Annotated in this window: 13 protein-coding genes and 1 pseudogene; 6 read left to right on the top strand and 8 right to left on the bottom strand. The window is 72.6% G+C overall.

The features are described 5' to 3' along the window. Positions 1-8: 8 nt before the first annotated feature. Complete coding sequence (locus AC6JBM_RS35250; protein WP_497978281.1) at positions 9-962, bottom strand: helix-turn-helix transcriptional regulator; 954 nt, start codon at positions 960-962, stop codon at positions 9-11. A 91-nt stretch (positions 963-1,053) separates the two neighbouring features. On the opposite strand from AC6JBM_RS35250, the gene AC6JBM_RS35245 reads away from it, so the two are divergent. Then, the gene (locus AC6JBM_RS35245; RefSeq protein ID WP_497978280.1) at positions 1,054-1,572 is read left to right on the top strand and encodes a VOC family protein; all 519 of its coding nucleotides are present in this window, start codon (positions 1,054-1,056) and stop codon (positions 1,570-1,572) included. A 19-nt stretch (positions 1,573-1,591) separates the two neighbouring features. On the opposite strand, the gene AC6JBM_RS35240 is transcribed toward AC6JBM_RS35245, so the two are convergent. The 4 genes from AC6JBM_RS35240 to AC6JBM_RS35225 form a co-directional block, all read right to left on the bottom strand. Continuing rightward, entirely contained in the window at positions 1,592-2,734 is a 1,143-nt protein-coding gene (locus AC6JBM_RS35240; RefSeq protein WP_497978279.1) for a peptidoglycan DD-metalloendopeptidase family protein, read from the bottom strand. Between the two features lie 107 nt (positions 2,735-2,841). Then, positions 2,842-4,914: a 3-hydroxyacyl-CoA dehydrogenase NAD-binding domain-containing protein gene (locus AC6JBM_RS35235; protein WP_497978278.1), complete on the bottom strand. Its 2,073-nt coding sequence runs from the start codon at positions 4,912-4,914 to the stop codon at positions 2,842-2,844. Then, positions 4,911-6,104, bottom strand: coding sequence for a thiolase family protein (locus AC6JBM_RS35230; protein ID WP_497978277.1), 1,194 nt, complete (start codon positions 6,102-6,104; stop codon positions 4,911-4,913). Before AC6JBM_RS35230 ends, AC6JBM_RS35235 begins: the two co-directional genes overlap by 4 nt. Before the next feature lie 80 nt (positions 6,105-6,184). After that, positions 6,185-7,453 carry an HRDC domain-containing protein gene (locus tag AC6JBM_RS35225; protein ID WP_497978276.1) on the bottom strand — a complete coding sequence of 423 codons (1,269 nt, stop codon included), beginning with the start codon at positions 7,451-7,453 and terminating at the stop codon, positions 6,185-6,187. A gap of 507 nt (positions 7,454-7,960) precedes the next feature. On the opposite strand from AC6JBM_RS35225, the gene AC6JBM_RS35220 reads away from it, so the two are divergent. Then, on the top strand, positions 7,961-8,749 hold the full coding sequence (locus AC6JBM_RS35220; protein ID WP_497978275.1) for a S1C family serine protease: 789 nt from the start codon (positions 7,961-7,963) through the stop codon (positions 8,747-8,749). A gap of 97 nt (positions 8,750-8,846) precedes the next feature. Beyond that, a complete protein-coding gene (locus AC6JBM_RS35215; RefSeq protein ID WP_497978274.1) occupies positions 8,847-9,683 on the top strand; it encodes a hypothetical protein in 837 nt (278 codons plus the stop codon). 40 nt (positions 9,684-9,723) lie between these two features. Here AC6JBM_RS35215 and AC6JBM_RS35210 read toward each other — a convergent pair whose 3' ends face one another. Continuing rightward, the gene (locus AC6JBM_RS35210; protein WP_350623890.1) at positions 9,724-10,275 is read right to left on the bottom strand and encodes a DUF3000 domain-containing protein; all 552 of its coding nucleotides are present in this window, start codon (positions 10,273-10,275) and stop codon (positions 9,724-9,726) included. 69 nt (positions 10,276-10,344) lie between these two features. Between AC6JBM_RS35210 and hemE the strand changes: the two genes are divergently transcribed. Then, the gene (hemE, locus tag AC6JBM_RS35205) at positions 10,345-11,358 is read left to right on the top strand and encodes a uroporphyrinogen decarboxylase (protein WP_497978273.1); all 1,014 of its coding nucleotides are present in this window, start codon (positions 10,345-10,347) and stop codon (positions 11,356-11,358) included. 350 nt (positions 11,359-11,708) lie between these two features. Here hemE and AC6JBM_RS35200 read toward each other — a convergent pair whose 3' ends face one another. Further along, a complete protein-coding gene (locus AC6JBM_RS35200) occupies positions 11,709-12,899 on the bottom strand; it encodes a HEAT repeat domain-containing protein (protein WP_497978272.1) in 1,191 nt (396 codons plus the stop codon). Positions 12,900-13,478: 579 nt separating this feature from the next. Continuing rightward, positions 13,479-14,258, bottom strand: coding sequence for an SDR family NAD(P)-dependent oxidoreductase (locus AC6JBM_RS35195; RefSeq protein ID WP_497978271.1), 780 nt, complete (start codon positions 14,256-14,258; stop codon positions 13,479-13,481). Positions 14,259-14,280: 22 nt separating this feature from the next. On the opposite strand from AC6JBM_RS35195, the pseudogene hemG reads away from it, so the two are divergent. Continuing rightward, positions 14,281-15,595, top strand: a pseudogene (gene hemG / locus AC6JBM_RS35190) (protoporphyrinogen oxidase). 5 nt (positions 15,596-15,600) lie between these two features. Next, positions 15,601-16,296 carry a hydrogen peroxide-dependent heme synthase gene (gene hemQ / locus AC6JBM_RS35185; RefSeq protein WP_497978270.1) on the top strand — a complete coding sequence of 232 codons (696 nt, stop codon included), beginning with the start codon at positions 15,601-15,603 and terminating at the stop codon, positions 16,294-16,296. The last annotated feature ends 715 nt before the right edge of the window (positions 16,297-17,011 follow it).

Below are 17,011 nucleotides of genomic sequence, written 5' to 3'. Positions count from 1 at the left end.
GCATGGGGTTATACGTCGAGTGTCGCGGCCTGGAACAGGGCGGCGATCGACCTGAGGTGGCCGGCCAGCTCCGGCGGGCCGCTGACCTCGAACGGCAGCCCGATCGAGGCGAGCCGGCGCGCATGCCATTCGCCGGTGTCGGCCGGCGCGAGCCACCGGCAGGTCCCGTCCGGCCGGTCGGTCAGGGTCCCGGGCGGCGGCCCGCCGAGGCGGTCCACCACGCGGGCGGCCGGCGCGTGGATCACGACGTCGGCCGGGTAGGTCGGGGCCATCCGCATCGTCCGGTCGGCGACGAAGGCGGCGACGTCCCCGCCGGGCACCTCCCGCGTGGCCGCCCGGGCGCCGGTCGCGGCGAGCTCGGTGACGCGGTCCAGCCGGAAGGTCCGCCAATCGTCGCGGTCGAGGTCGAACGCGAGCAGGTACCAGCGCCTCCCGGCCGTCACCAGGGCGCGCGGCTCGACGTGGCGGCCCTCGTCGCGGTACCGGAACCGCAGCCGCTCGTGGCCGGCGATCACGGCGGCGGTGACGACCAGCGCGTCGGGGTCCACCGGATCCGCGGCCAGGGAGAACGGGTGGGCCACGGTGGAGGAGGTCAGCGCGTCGACCCGGCGGCGCAGCCGGGACGGCAGGACCTGCAGCAGCTTGCGCAGCGCCCGCACCGCCGCCTCGTCGGCCCCGGTCACCGCCTGCGTCGCCGCGGTGGACAGCCCGATGGCGACGGCGACCGCCTCGTCGTCCTCCAGCAGCAGCGGCGGCATCGCCGCGCCGGCCGTCAGCCGGTACCCGCCCAGGCCGCCCTGCTCGGCGTGCACCGGATAGCCCAGCTCGCGCAGCCGGTCGACGTCGCGCCGCACGGTCCGCACGGACACCCGCAGCCGCCGCGCCAGCTCGCTGCCCGGCCACAGCCGAGGGGTCTGCAGCAGCGACAGCAGGGACAGCAGCCGGGCACGCGCGTCGGACATGCCTGTCATGGTGACCCGCGACTAGGACGGAAATTGGCCTATACCGGCCCTACCGTGGGGCGAAGTTCCACCACGACATGAGGGAGAGTTCATGAGCAGCACCCCACCCGCCGGGTACACGACCGTCGCGCCGTGGATCGTCACGCCCGACACCGGGCAGTTGCTGGACTTCGTCACCGCGGTGTTCGACGGGGTCGAGACGGGCCGCGTGCGGCTGGAGGACGGGACGATCGGTCACGCCGAGATCCGCGTCGGCGACACCGTCCTGCTCGCCTTCGACCGGCTGCCCGACTGGCCGGCCATGCCGTCGCTGCTGCGGGTCTTCGTCGCCGACGCCGACCGGGCGATCGAGCGCGGCGTCGCCGCCGGGGCCCGCGTGGTCACCGCGCCGGCCACCCATGCCTTCGGGCAGCGGGGCGGCCGGATTCGCGACCCGTTCGGCAACATCTGGTGGATCAGCGCGGTGGTCGAGGACGTCGCGCCCGAGGAGGGCATGCGGCGCCTCGCCGAGCCGCGGTACGCCGACGCGATGCGCGACGCCCAGGAGACCCTGGACCGGGAACTGAGCGGCCGCGCCCACAGCGTCGTCAGCCGCCTGCCGGCCGGCTGATTCCGCGCCGCGGCCCGGCTCAGCCGATCGGCGCGCCGTGTGTGCGCATGAAGGGCAGCGGGTCGATCGCGTTGCCCGGCGAGGTCGGCGGGGTGTTCACGTGGACCTCGAAGTGCAGATGCGGGGCGGAGGAGTTGCCGGAGCTGCCGACGTAGCCGATGACCTGTCCGGCCGCGACCTTCTGGCCGGGCTTCACGACGCCCTTGCGGACCATGTGGCAGTACAGGGTCGAGATGCCGCCGGCGTGCTGGATCTTCACGTACCAGCCGCAGCCGCCGACCGAGGCGCTGCCCGTCTGGTCGCAGCTGTGGCCGGCCTCGATGTTGCACACGACCTCGACCACGGTGCCGGCCGACGCCGCGTGGATCGGGGTGCCGACGAACGACATGATGTCGACGCCCACGTGGTTGGGGTTCGTCGGGGTGCGGAAGCCGGGCCGGGCCGAGAAGCCGGGCAGCGGGCTCACCCAGCGGCCGGCCTCGGCGACCGGGGCGCCGCCGGTCTGCGGGGCGGCCGCGGGGGCCGGGGCGGCGGCCGGCGGGGCCGCGGCGGGGGCGGTGCACGACGGCGGGGTCGCGCCTCGGTTGACGTAGGCGTCGGAGACGTACGCGCCGGAGTCGAGGCGGTCCCACATCGCGGTGACGCGCAGGGTGCCGGTGATCTGCTCGCCCTGGACCTGGCAGGCGATGTTGAGCGGGGTGCCGTTGGGCAGGCCCGCGTAGAGGATCGCGCTGCGGGCCGGGCCGCCGCGGGTCTTCAGCGGGATGGCGCCCGACGCCACGGTGCCGGCGGTCGTCGGGGCGCCGGGAGCGGCGGCGGGGGCGGCGGTCTGCTGCTCCGCCGTGCACGGGGGCGGGGCGGCCTGCGGGCGGCGCACCCACGCGTCGCTGATGAACGAGCCGTCGGTGAGCCGGTCCCACTGGTCGGTGACGCGGACCGGGCCCTGGTCGATGAGCTGGCCCTTCACCTGGCACTCGATGGCGACCGCGGTGCCGTTGGGCAGCGTGCGCAGGGAGCGGGTCCAGACCGCCGCGCCGGCGCGGACGTTCAGCGGGCGCTTGGGCGAGACGACCGTGGCGCCGACGCTCGCGGCCTGGGCGCCGGACGGGGGCACCAGTGCGGCCGCCAGCATGCCGGCCACGACGAAGATCGTTTTGCGCATGGTGCACCCCCGGGATCGAGCTGGCTCCGCGCTCGGGCCGGGGGGACCGCGAACCCCGCCAACGCTAGGCGCGGGCGGGGTTCGCAGTCCGATATTTCAGTATCTGTTCACTCTTTCGGGGCGTTTGCCGCGCCCTCGGGCAGGAAGCGAGCGCCGGTCACCTTCTCGGAGATGCCCTCGCGGTCCAGGTACGGCGTGACGCCGCCCAGGTGGAACGGCCAGCCCGCGCCGAGGATCATGCACAGGTCGACGTCGCGCGCGTCGGCGACGACGCCCTCGTCGAGCATGAGCCGGATCTCGCGCGCGAGCGCCTCGGTCGCCTCGGCCCGCAGCTGCTCGGCGGTCGACGGGGAGTCGCCGACCTCCAGCAGGGCGAGGACCTCGGGGTCGGGGTTGCCCTCGGCGTCGGTGAAGCCCCGCTTGCCGGCCCCGACGACCTTGGCCAGGTTGGCCGAGACGCCGAAGCGGTCCGGGAACGCGTGGTGCAGCGTCTCGGCGACGTGGTGCGCGACGGCCGGGCCGACCATGCTCAGCAGCGCCATCGGGCGCATCGGCAGGCCCAGCGGGTCGAGCGCGGAGTCGGCCACGCCGATCGGGGTGCCGTGGTCGACCGCGGCGGTGACCACGCCGAGGAAGCGGGTCAGCAGCCGGTTGACCACGAAGGCCGGGGCGTCCTTGACCAGGACCGAGGACTTCTTCAGCGCCCTGCCGACGGCGAACGCGGTCGCGAGGGTCGCGTCGTCGGTCCGGTCGGCGCGCACGATCTCCAGCAGCGGCATCATCGCGACCGGGTTGAAGAAGTGCAGCCCGACGACCCGCTCCGGATGGGCGAGGTCGGCGGCCTGCTCGGTGACCGACAGCGAGGAGGTGTTGGTGGCCAGGACGCAGTCGTCGCGGACGATGGCCTCGACCTCGGCCCACACCTGCTTCTTGACCTTGAGGTCCTCGAAGACCGCCTCCAGCACCAGGTCGGCGTCGGCGAACGCGGCCTTGTCGACCGAGCCGCCGATGAGCCCCTTGTACTTCGCGGCCCGGCCCGCGTCCAGGCGCCGCTTGCTCACCAGCTTGTCGATCTCGGCGTGGACGTAGCCGACGCCCTTGTCGACGCGCTCCTGGTCGAGGTCGGTGAGCACGACCGGGACCTCGAGCCGCCGCACGAACAGCAGCGCCAGCTGGGAGGCCATGAGGCCGGCCCCGACGATGCCGACCTTGGTGACGTCCCGGGCCAGGTTCCGGTCCGGGGCGCCCGCGGGCCGCTTCGCGCGCCGCTGCACCAGGTCGAAGGCGTAGAGGCTGGCCCGGGCCTGGTCGCCCATGATCAGGCCGGCCAGCGCCTCGTCCTCGGCCGCCGTGCCGTCCTCGAACGACGCGTCCTTGGCCAGCGCGAGCAGCTCGAGTGCTGTGTTCGCCGAGTGCACCGCGCCGTGGAGGCGCTCGTCGAGCTGGTGCTTGGCGAAGTACAGCACCCCGTCCCACATGTCCCGGTCGATCTCGGGCCGGGTCACCGTGATCTCGCCGTCGACCACGCCCTCGGCCCACGCCAGGGAGCGCTCCAGGTAGTCGGCCGGCTCGAAGATCGCGTCGGCGATGCCGAACTCGTGCGCCTGGGCCGGCTTGAGCTGCTTCTGGGTGAGCGGGTTCTGCAGGATGACCTGCGCGGCCGGGGCGATGCCGATGAGGTTGGGCAGCAGCTGGGTGCCGCCCCAGCCGGGCACGAGGCCGATCGCGACCTCGGGCAGGGCGAGGGCCGCGGCGCCGGACGAGACGGTCCGGTAGTGGCAGTGCAGCGCGACCTCGAGGCCGCCGCCCATCGCCGCGCCGTTGATGAAGGCGAAGGTCGGTACCGGCGAATCCTTGAACTTCTTGAAGACCCGGTGACCGAACCGGCCCAGCTCCACCGCCTGCGCGTGCTCGGTCAGCAGGGGCATGGCGGTGATGTCGGCCCCGACGCAGAAGATGTAGGGCTTGCCGGTCAGCGCGATGAACTTCGGCGCCGCCGCGATCGCCTCGTCGACGGCGGCCTCGAGGCTGGCCAGGCCGCCCGGGCCGAACGAGTTCGGCTTGGTGTGGTCGAAGCCGTTGTCGAGCGTGATGAGCGCGGCGCGCTCGCGGCTCGGCAGGGTCACGAAGCGCAGCAGCGCCTTCGTCACGACCTCGTTCGGGTTCGTCAGCGCCGTCACTTGCCACCCTCCCAGTTGGGGTTCTCCCAGATCACCGACGCGCCCATGCCGATGCCGACGCACATGGCGGTGAGGCCGTAGCGCACGTCGGGCCGCTCGGCGAACTGCCGCGACAGCTGGGTCATGAGCCGCACGCCCGAGGAGGCGAGCGGGTGGCCCACGGCGATCGCGCCGCCCCACGGGTTCACGCGCGGGTCGTCGTCGGCGATGCCGAAGTGGTCGAGGAACGCGAGCACCTGCACGGCGAACGCCTCGTTGAGCTCGAACAGGCCGATGTCGTCGATGGTGAGCCCGGCCAGCCGCAGCGCCTTCTCCGTCGAGGGCACCGGGCCGAAGCCCATGACCTCGGGCTCGACGCCGACGAAGCCGTAGGACACCAGCCGCATCCCGACCGGCAGCCCGAGCTCGCGGGCCACCTCCTCGGCGGCGATGATCGACGCGGTGGCGCCGTCGTTCAGGCCGGCCGCGTTGCCCGCGGTGACCCGGCCGTGCGGGCGGAACGGCGTCTTGAGGGTCGCGAGCTTCTCCAGGCTGGTCTCCCGCGGCGCCTCGTCGACGGTCGCCAGGCCCCAGCCGGTCTCCGGGTCGCGGGTGGCGACGCTGACCAGGTCGGGCTGCAGCTTGCCGGCGGCGTAGGCGGCGGCCGTCTTCACCTGCGAGGCGTAGCCGAACCGGTCGGCCCGCTCCTTGGTGATGCCGGGCAGCCGGTCGTGCAGGTTCTCCGCGGTGGAGCCCATCACCAGCGCGGACGGGTCGACGAGCTTCTCGGCGAGGATGCGCGGGTTGGGGTCGACGCCCTCGCCCATCGGGTGGCGCCCCATGTGCTCGACGCCGCCGGCGATGGCGACGTCGTAGGCGCCGAACGCGATGCCGCCGGCCACGGTGGTCACCGCGGTCAGGGCGCCCGCGCACATGCGGTCGATGGCGTAGCCGGGGACGGTCTTGGGCAGGCCGGAGAGCAGGGCGGCGGTCCGGCCGATGGTCAGGCCCTGGTCTCCGGTCTGCGTGGTGGCCGCGATGGCCACCTCGTCGACCCGCTCCGGCGGCAGCTGCGGGTTGCGCCGCAGCAGCTCGCGGATGCAGCGGATGACCAGGTCATCGGCGCGGGTGTTGGCATACATCCCACCGGCCTTGCCGAACGGGGTGCGCACGCCGTCGACGAAGACGACGTCGCGGACAGCACGGGGCACGGAGTCCTCCTAGCAACGAATTACCGGCCATGTTACTCGCCAGTAGGTCACTGGGGGCTGTGAACCCTTTCACCACCGTTTCAGGTCGTTTTGAGCGCCTCCGTCAGTCCCGGGGACACGAGGCCGACCTGCCACGGGCGCGCCCCGTAGCCCGAGAGCACCGCGGCGACGGCGTCCGCCGTGAGCTCCTCGGGGGGCGACCAGGCCAGGCGGCGTACCGAATCCGGGGTGATGAGGTTCTCCGGCGGCAACTGGTGCGCGCCCGCGAGCCCGGTCACCAGCTCCCGGCACCGCGCCAGCCGCGCCGCCGCGACCGGGTCGCGCTCGGCCCACCGGTGCGGCGGGGGCGGCCCCTCCGACGGCGGCGTGGTCGGCAGCTCCTTGTCCGACAGCGCGCGGGCGTCGGAGAGCGCGGTGAGCCAGGTCGGGGCGAGCCGGCGCACCGAGCGCCCGCCGAACCCGGCCAGGGCCAGCAGCGAGCGCTCGTCCTTCGGGTCGGCCTCGGCCGCGGCGATGATCGCGGCGTCGGCGAGGACCCGGCCGGGGCTCGCGTCTCGGCGCTGGGCGATCTCGTCCCGGGCCGTCCACAGCGCGCGGACGCGGGCCAGGGCGCGGGCGCCCCGGACGCGGTGGATGCCCGAGGTGCGCCGCCACGGATCGGCGCGCACCCGCGGCGGGTCCCCGGCCGAGGCGACCAGCGCGGCGAACTCCTGCGCGGCCCACTCGGTCTTGCCCTGCTTGGCCAGCTCCTCGGTGAGGGTGTCGCGCAGCTGGAGCAGGAGCTCGACGTCGAGGGCGGCGTACGTCAGCCAGGAGGCGGGCAGCGGGCGCGTCGACCAGTCGGCGGCGGAGTGGTGCTTCTCCAGGGTGTACCCCAGCAGCGACTCCGTCAGCGCGGCCAGCCCGACCCGCTCGAACCCGCACAGCCGGGCGGCCAGCTCGGTGTCGAACAGCCGGGTCGGGCGCAGTCCGAGCTCGGTCAGGCACGGCAGGTCCTGGCTGGCGGCGTGCAGGATCCACTCGGTCGGCGAGATCACCTCGTCGAGCTCGGGCAGCTGGCCGAAGGGCAGGGGATCGATGAGCACCGTGCCGGATCCGGCTCGTCGCAGCTGCACCAGGTAGGCGCGGTGCGTGTACCGGTAGCCGGAGGCGCGCTCGGCGTCCACGGCCACCGGGCCGGTGCCCTGGGCGAACCGTTCGACGGCGCGCGCCAGCTCGGCCCGGTCCGCGATCGGCTCGGGGGTCCCGTCTCGGGGGGCGGTCAGCAGGACGGGCTCGGTCTGGTGGTCCGGATTGCCCGGACTGTCTGGCTCCTCGTCCCGACGCCGCGTGGGGGGTTCGTCGGTCACGCGACAACCGTACGTTGCGCCATAGGTCCCTGTGTGCAGCCGGTCCGGCGCGTCGGCGTTCTTGAGTGTGTAGAGACACCGTGAACGGGACGGACAGGCCGTCCGTGTAGCCGGTACGGTTCGCGTGCGCGGGCGGTCCGGTTACTTACACAGGCTGCATCGGAGGTCGCGGCACTTGTGCCCGCCGTTTAGGGTGAGGGCCGACTGCGGTATCGCCGGACGCCCTTCACACTCCGGCGAAACGGGTGGAACCGTGACAGGAAGGAAACGAGAAGCATGACGGCCGGGTATGACCCCTCCAACCCGGTGGCTTCCGGCAGTTCCGATGGCTTCGACGACCGGCCGCGGCACGCGGCCGGCGACGACCCGGAACGACTCGGTCCACTTCCCCCTCGGATCACCCAGACCGGGGCGATGCCCACCAGCTCGATTTCGCAGCCCACCAGTTCCTGGCCGGTGTCGGCGGGCCCGGTGTCGGCAGGTCCGGTGTCGGCAGGTCCGGCCTCGATGTCCGCCCCGCCCCGGCGCAGCCCCCTGGCCGGGATCGCGCTGGCGCTCGCCGTGCTGCTGCTCGTCGTCGTCGGGGTGCAGACCGCGCTCATCGTCGACCTCGAGAAGAAGGTCGACAAGGCCAACGCCACCGCCAAGTCCGCCGCGACCGACGACGCCGCCCGGCTCAAGGCGCTCGAGGACCGCGCCGACAAGCTCGAGCAGAAGACCGGCGGCAGCCTCGATGCCGCCGCGGTCGCCGAGTCCGTGCGCCCCAGCGTCTTCCGGGTCACCACCAAATACGCCATCGGCACCGGGTTCGCGCTGGGCAAGGCCCCCTCGGGCGGCGGCACGAACCTGATCACCAACTACCACGTGGTCGCCGACGCGTACGAGAAGGGCGAGAAGGACGTCAATCTCGAGCGCACCGACCAGCGCTTCCCCGCCAAGATCATTGAGGTCCACCCGGACAAGGACCTCGCGGTGCTGCACACCGACGAGGAGTTCACCAAGCTCGCGCCCGCGGCCGCGGTGCCGAAGGTCGGCGAGCCCGTCCTCGTCATCGGCTCCCCGATGGGCCTCGAGGACACCGTCACCACCGGCGTCGTCAGCGCGTTCCGCACGCTCAGCGGCGAGGCGCTCATGCAGTTCGACGCGGCCATCAACCCGGGCAACTCGGGCGGCCCCGTCTTCAACGCCAAGAAGGAGGTGGTCGGCGTCGCGACGCTGAAGGCCCAGCAGGCCGAAGGCATCGGCCTGGCCATCCCGATCTCCGTGGTCTGCGAAACCGTCCCGGCGGTCTGCTGAGCCAGCGGGGCCGCACCACCCACCGGCGCCCCGGACGCGCCGGTCGTACGACTCCCGCCGGGGCGCTGCCCGGCAGGACCACCAGGAGGAAGAGAACATGACATACCCCGGCAGCCCCCAGGGGAACCCGAACGACGGATACGGCTTCCCCGACCCCAACGCCCCGGCCGGCGCATACCCGCCGCCGCCCCAGGCCCCGGTCAGCGGCTACCCCGCCGCTCCCCAGTCGCCCTACGGCGAGCAGCCGCCGCAGTACGGCCAGCCCGTGCCGCCGCAGCCGCAGCCCGTCCACGACCAGGGCACGACGCAGCTGCCGACGTACGGCGAGTCCTCTTACAACCTCGACCCGTCGGTCTCGGCCCCGCCGACCGCCCCGATGCAGCAGCCGGCCCCGCCGATGTCCGCGCCCCCCATGTCGGGCCCGCCGATGTCCGGCCCGCCGATGGCCTACGGCCCGGTCTCCAGCCCGCCCACCAGCGGCTTCCCGGGCCAGCCGGTCGGCTACCCGCCGGTCGAGCCGCCGAAGAAGCGCGGCATCGCCGTGCCGCTGCTCGCGAGCCTCCTGGCCCTGGCGGTCATCGCCGCCGGCGTCTTCGTCGGGCTGTACGTCCAGAAGTCGGACAAGCTCACCAAGTCCGAGTCGCAGTCGTCGCAGCGCCAGGCCTCGCTCGACCAGACCAACAAGGACCTCGACCAGACCAAGAAGGACCTGCAGGCCAAGGCCGACGAGCTCACCAAGTCCCAGCAGGACCTGCGCGGCACCCAGGCCGACAGCACCGAGGCCAAGCGCCAGCGTGACGTCATCGGCCAGTGCCTGAAGCTGCTGCTCGAGGCCCTCGACGCCTCGGCCGCGGGCGACAAGACCACGATGCAGAACAAGATCAACGAGATGGACAAGCCCTGCAACGAGGCGCAGACCATCCTCGGGATTTAGTACTGCGAGCAAAGCCCCCGTCGTCCGACGGGGGCTTTACTCATGCGTGCAGGGCGGTCACTCCCGGCGGCGGCAGGCCGGCCGTCGAGGCCAGCAGCGCGCACCACGCGTGCACGTGGGACTGCATGTCCTCGGTCGTCGGGGTCCAGGAGGCCCGGATCTCCAGGTCGGCCGCGGCCGGCGGCCCCGCGAGGTCGCCGAAGCGCGTCGACATCGTCTGCGTGACCGTGCCGCCGATCGCCGTGTAGGCCGCCCCGTGCCCGTCGAGCGCGTCCACCAGCCAGCTCCAGCCCACGCCGGGCAGCAGCGGATCGGTGGCCAGCTCGGCCTCGAGCTCGGCGGTCACGTACGTCACCAGCCGCATCGTGCCGTCCCACGCGTCGTGGCCGGCCGGGTCGTGCAGGAGGATCAGCCGGCCGGTGGCCACCTCGTCGCCGTGGCGCAGCACGGTGCCGCTGATGGCATGGGCAAAGGGAGCCAGCCGCTGCGGCGCCGGGACCTCCTCGAGGGTGATCTCCGGCCGGGTGGTCACGGCGCGCAAATCCTCCACCGCCCGGGTGAACGTGGGGGGAGTCGCGGTCGATGGCGCCATAACGGAAGACTAAGACCGAAACGTGCGTAGGGGGTGCCGCCGCGCCGCCCGTGCACAGTGAGTGAAACGATGGACCCGATGACGAAGCTGTTGTTGCGCGCCGCGCGGGGCGAGTCCGTGCCCCACACCCCGGTCTGGTTCATGCGTCAGGCCGGACGGTCCCTGCCCGAATATCGCGAGCTGCGCGCCGGAATCGGCATGCTGGAATCCTGCCGCCGCCCCGACCTCGTCTGCGAGATCACGCTGCAGCCGGTGCGCCGGCACAAGGTCGACGCGGCGATCCTGTTCAGCGACATCGTGGTGCCGCTGCAGGCCGCCGGCATCGACCTCGACATCGTCGCCGGCACCGGCCCGGTCATCGCCTCGCCGGTGCGCACCATGACCGACGTGACCGCGATCCGCCCGCTGGAGACCGGCGACGTCTCCTTCATCGCCGAAGCCATTCGCCTGCTGCTGGCCGAGCTGGGCTCCACGGCCCTCATCGGCTTCGCGGGCGCGCCGTTCACCCTCGCCAGCTACCTCATCGAGGGCGGACCGTCCCGGCATCACGTGCTGACCAAGGCGCTCATGTACGGCGCGCCCGACGTCTGGCACGCCCTGTGCGAGCGCCTCGCCGAGATCACGCGCACCTTCCTGCAGGTGCAGATCGACGCCGGGGTGGACGCGATCCAGCTGTTCGACTCGTGGGCGGGGGCGCTGTCGGAGGCGGACTACCGCCGGTTCGTGCTCCCGCACTCGCGGGCCGTGCTCTCCGGCCTCGCCGGCTGTCCTCGCATTCATTTCGGCGTCGGTACCTCGGAGCTGCTGCCAGCCATGGCGGAGGCGGGCGCGGACGTGCTGGGCGTCGACTGGCGCACACCGCTGGACGTCGCGGCGTCCCGGGTGCCGGGGCGGCCGCTGCAGGGCAACCTCGACCCGTGCGTGCTGATGGCACCGTGGGAGGCCGTGGCGGCGGAGGCGCGGCGGGTGCTGGGGGAGGGTGCCAAGGCGCCCGGACACATCTTCAACCTCGGCCACGGCGTGCTGCCGGAGACGGACCCGGACGTGTTGACGCGCCTGGTGGAGCTGATTCACGGGGAGTAGTTTCGTCGTCGCGCATTGCATCGAAAACCGTGATCAGTTAGGTCGGTCATGGTATGGTGTAACAAAGCGGAACGACACCCACCTCGGACCTGTGTTCGCCGCGGATTCGGGTGAGTGACGGGCTCTTCGGCTCTTCGGCTCTTCGGCTCTTCGGCTCTTCGGCTCTTCGGCTCTTCGGCTCTTCGGCTCTTCGGCTCTTCGGCTCTTCGGCTCTTCGGCTCTTCGGCTCTTCGGCTCTTCGGCTCTTCGGCTCTTCGGCTCTTCGGCTCTTCGGCTCGGTGCTCGGTGCTCGGTGCTCGGTGCTCGGTGCTCGGTGCTCGGTGCTCGGTGTGGCTAGTGGCTCGGTGTGGCTAGTGGCTCGGCCGCCAGCGCGGCCAGCCGTGGTCGCCGGCCAGCTGGGACAGGCGCGAGCCGAGCATCAGCGCGGTGGCCGGCTCCGCGGACTGCAGGCGGTAGTGGACCTGCTCGGCGATCTCGGGCGCGCGGTACTCGGCGTGCTCGAGCAGCTGCAGCGTTACCGACCACCAGTAGCGGTCCTCGTCCGTCGCGTGCGGGGCGCCAGCGCGGAACCAGTCGGCCAGGCCGTCGAGGAGGTCGTCGCCGACGCCGTCCGGGTCGGTGAGGCGCAGCGCCGCGCAGACGCGCACGACCACGTCGTCGTCCCAGCCGGACAGGTGGCCGCGGACGAGGGTGTGCAGGGACGCGTGGCCGAGCGCGCCGGCGGCGTCGATCTCCAGCGAGTAGACGTTGTCGCGGGCCAGGCGCTCGTGCAGCACCGGCAGCACGCGCGTGTCGCGGCGGCGGGCCAGGCCCAGCAGCGCCTCGCAACGCGTGTCGTCGTGGGGGTCATCGAGGCGCGCGGCCAGCGCGTTGCGCACGGTCGTCGAGTCCAGCTCCGACAGCTGGGTGCCGAGCGCGAAGCACGCCCAGTCGCGGACGTCGTTGTCGCGGTCGGCGCTCAGCAGGATCAGGGCGTGGATGGTGTCGTCCGGTGGGGCCTCGCCGAGGACGCTCGGGAGGGCCTGGGCCACGGCTCGGCGCACGCCCGCGTCGGGGTGGTGGGCCAGCGGCAGCAGTAGGGGGAGCGCGGCGTCGTCGTAGCACCACGCGACCGCGTCCGCCAGCTCGGCCGCGGTCGCGGCCGGTGAGCTCAGCAGGGCGGCGATGCTGCGCGCCGTGGGTTCCGCGTCCTCCGAGCCGGAGATCAGCGCGTCGATCGGGTCGAAATCGTGCACGTCGCGGGGGTGCGGGCGCGCGACCGGCGGGGAAAAATGGCGGAATTCATCGGAAAAAGATGAAAAGTCCGACATGTCGGGACTGGGCGACGGCTGGTCCGGGTCCGGGGAGCGCAGGTCCGCCAGGTCGGCGATCACCTCGGCCAAGGGGCTCAGGGCCAGTTCGTCCAGGTCCGAGGGTTCCCGGGCTGCCGGTACGAACAGCTCCGACGAGCTTGGGAACAATCCGGACACGTCGGCAGGGCCACCGGGGCGCGGGTCCGGTTGCTCGTCTGGCACGGGGCGGGAGGACGCGAGGTCGCTCATCCCCGAAAGTGTGCTCGTCTTCGCGAGGATCTTCCAGAGGGGTTCGCCCCTCAGAAGGACAATGCGGGGTGGACGATCACCCTACTCGTTGACATATCGACGCACATGGGAAAGGTGGCCTGGACAAGGGGCGGGTGGGGCGCTAGGGCGGAAATCAGGGGCCGATACGCCGTAAAAGTGAGCAAAAGCGAAAAATCGTATCAAAAGCGCGAAATTGAAAGGATGGGGCAAAGCGCGAAATTGGAGAGGTGGGCAAAAGCGAGAGCGGAGAACGGGTAGGCGTCGGGAGTGAGAGCCGGAGCCGAGGGAGCACCGACCGCCGGGCAGCGTCGAGCGGCGGTGCTGCGGACGACCGGCACGTCAAGCTCCGGGACCGCCGGTTCGTGGCGCAGACGCAGAGACCGCCGGGAGCGGTGCCGTCGAGTGGCGGTGCGGCGGACGACCGACACGTCAAGGCCGGGACCGCCCGGAGCGGCGCCGTCGAGTGGCGGTGCGGCGGACAACCGACACGTCAAGCCCGGGACCGCCGGGAGCGGTGCCTCCGAGTGGCGGCGCGGTGGACGGGGCGCGTGGGAGAGATCAGGGGCGGGCCCGGCTCGCCAGGCGTAGGGACTGCCACGAGCCGTCCGCCGCCCAGCCGCCGTCCACCGACAACGCCGCCCCGTTCACGAAGCCGCTCTTCGCCGGGTCGGCCAGGAACGACACCGCCTTGGCGATGTCGTCCGGCTGCGCGAACCTCGCCATCGGCACGTGCTCGGTGATGTCGGTGTCCACATAGGCGCCCGAGGCCTGCGACGCGTCGTCCATCTCCGTCTTGACCCAGCCGGGGCAGACCGCGTTGACGCGCACGCCCCGGCCGCCCCACTCGACCGCCAGGGTGCGCGTCAGGCCGATCAGGCCGTGCTTGCTGGCGTTGTACGCCACCCGGTCCGCCACGCCCAGGAGCCCCGCGACCGAGGCGATGTTCACGATCGAGCCCGCCCCGCGCACGAGCATCCGGCGCCCGAAGGCCTGGCACAGCAGGAACGGGCCGGTCAGGTTCACGTCGAGGACCTGGCGCCACTGGGCCGCGGTCGTCTCCTCGGCCGGGGCGATCGACGCGATGCCCGCGTTGTTCACGAGCACGTCCGCGCGGCCGTACCGCGCCTCGACCTCGGCCACGAAGCGCAGCACGTCCGACTCGTCCGAGACGTCGCCGGCGAAGGCGAGGACGTCGCCGGGGGCCAGCCCGTCGAAGTCCGCCACCGGCTCCCGGTCGATGACGGCCAGGAGATATCCCTCCGCGGCCAGGACTTCCGCGGTGCGCCGGCCGATGCCGTGAGCCGCGCCCGTGACCACTGCCACCCGTTCCTCAACCATCCCGCGACAATAGACTCCAGGTATGACTCAGCGCGTCGTGGTCGTCGGTGGAGGGATCGCCGGGCTCGCCGCGGCGCACCGGGTGCACACGCTGCGGCCGGACCTCGACGTCGTCCTGCTGGACCAGCGCGAGCGGCCCGGCGGGAAGCTGTCGACCGGGACCCTGGCGGGGCATCCGGTCGAGCGCGGGGCCGAGTCGTTCCTCGTCGGCGGGCCCAGCGCGGCCGTCCAGCTGGCCCGCGAGGTCGGGCTGGGCGACGCGATCGTGCACCCCGGCGGGGCCAGGGCGGCGGTCGCCATCGGCGGCACGCTGCGCGACCTGCCGGCCGGGACCCTGATGGGCATCCCGCTGGACGGCCCCGCCGAGGAGCCGGGCCGGGCCCTGCTGCAGCCCGGCGAGGACGTGACCGTGGGCGCGTTCGTGCGGCCCCGGCGGGGGGGACGAGGTCGTCGACCACTACGTCGAGCCGCTGCTCGGCGGCGTGTACGCGGGCCGGGCCGACCGCCTCTCGCTGCGCATGGCGCTGCCCGCCCTCGCCGCGGCCGCCGAACGGCACGACACGCTCACCGGTGCGCTGCGGGAGGCGGCCGGGGCCGGGCGCCGGGAGCCGGGCGCACCCGTGTTCGGCGCCGTCGCCGGCGGCATGACGACGTTCGTGGACGCCATCGCGCGGACCCTGCCGGACGTGCGCGCGGACACCACAGTGCGCACGATGGAGCCCCGGCAAGGGGGCTGGGAGCTCACCGTCGGGTCGACCCGGGACGCCGGGACCATCACCGCCGACGCCGTCATCCTCGCGGTCCCGGCCAAGCCGGCGGCGCGCCTGCTGCACCGTGACTTCCCGCTCGACTACGCCTCCATCGCCCTGGTCGCCTTGGCGCTGCCGGCCACCAAGCTGCCCGAGCTGTCGGGCTTCCTGGTGCCGGCGACCGAGGGCCTGGCCGTCAAGGCGGTCACCTTCTTCGACCGCAAGTGGCCGCACCAGCGGCGGCAGGGGCAGACGGTCCTGCGCGCCTCCATCGGGCGCCACGGCGACGAGGCCCAGCTCCAGCGCACCGACGAGGGCCTGGTCGAGGTCGTGCGGGCCGAGGTCGCGCGGCTGATCGGCGTCGACGCGCTCCCCGTGGAGCTGGATCGGGGGGTGTACCGCTGGGGCGGCGCCCTGCCGCAGTACACCCCCGGGCATCGGGACCGGGTCGCGGCCCTGCGCGACGACCTCGAGTCCCATCCGCCGATCGCGGTCGCCGGCGCGGCCTACGACGGCGTCGGCATCCCGGCGTGCATCACGTCCGGCCGGGCCGCGGCCGAGTCCATCCTGGCCAAGTTGGGAGAATGAGCGCCATGACAAGCACGAACGCCGCCCGCATCAAGGAGCTCAACGACAGCATCCGGTACACCATGTGGTCCGTCTTCCGGCTCGCCACGCCCTATGGCGCCGACAGCCGCGACGCCACCCAGGTCTCGGCGTTCTTCGCGGATCTGGCGACCAAGGACGTGACGGTCCGCGGCACGTACGACGTGGCCGGCCTGCGCGCCGACGCCGACCTGATGATCTGGTGGCACGCGCCCAGCGCCGAGGCGTTGCAGGAGGCCTACGCCGGGTTCCGCCGCACCAGCGTCGGGCAGCGCATGGCCCCGGTGTGGTCGCAGATGGCGCTGCACCGGCCGGCCGAGTTCAACAAGAGCCACATCCCGGCCTTCCTCGCCGACGAGCACGCCCGCGAGTGGGTGAGCGTCTACCCGTTCGTGCGCTCCTACGAGTGGTACCTGCTGCCGGACGAGGAACGCCGCGCGATGCTCGCCGAGCACGGGCAGCAGGCCCGCGGCTTCCCCGACGTGCGGGCCAACACCGTGGCCAGCTTCGCCCTCGGCGACTACGAGTGGATCCTGGCCTTCGAGGCCGACGAGCTGCACCGCATCGTGGATCTCATGCGCGAGCTGCGCGCGTCCCGGGCCCGCCGCCACGTGCGCGAGGAGGTGCCCTTCTACACCGGGCGCCGCCGCGAGATCGCGGACCTGGTAGCAAACCTTCCATAAAATATTGACAGAACCCCCCGCCGACCCGCAGCCTGCTTCATAGACGGCTGTGAAACTAGGTGCCTGTTGGTAAAGGGGTCAGTTGACGGCTGGGGTTCGGTTCGCGGCTGGTCGTGGTTGGCCCCATCGTCGTTGCAGGGGCGGGTCGGTGGAGCGGCGGGCGAGTCGTCGGGTCATGATCCACACGGTGGCCCAGTAGACCATGGCTTCATGGTGTTCGGGTCGGCGTTCGTAGTCACGGGCCAGCCGGCGGTAGCGCATCAGCCAGCCGAGGCTGCGCTACGACCCACCGGCGGGGCAGCACCTTGAAGGTGCGCTTCAGTGCGTGCGACGATCTGGACCCGGACGCGGGCCACCGCGTGGATCCAGGTCGTGAAGGCTGTGCCGTGGTATCCGGCGTCAGCCCAGATCAGCTGCAGCCGGGTGCAGACCTGAGCAGCGCGATCAACAACAGTTTCGCGCCGACGCGGTCGCCGACGTTCGCGGCGGTGACGACCACCGCGAGGAGGAACCCTCGGTCGCCAACCTCGGCGGCCAGTGGTTCTGGTCACCGACCTGTCCGACGGCACCACTAGCAGCTATGGGCCGCTGGAAGCAATCGTCCGCAACGAGATCAACCGGAAGTGGATCCACCCCCAGTGGTCGGACATGACCCGGGTTGCTGGTCACCAACCTTGGCCGCGCAGCGGGCGGGCCAAGGTTGCGGTGCGGGACT

Source organism: Dactylosporangium thailandense, assembly GCF_059739745.1.
This window is presented reverse-complemented; position numbering and strand designations above follow the sequence as displayed.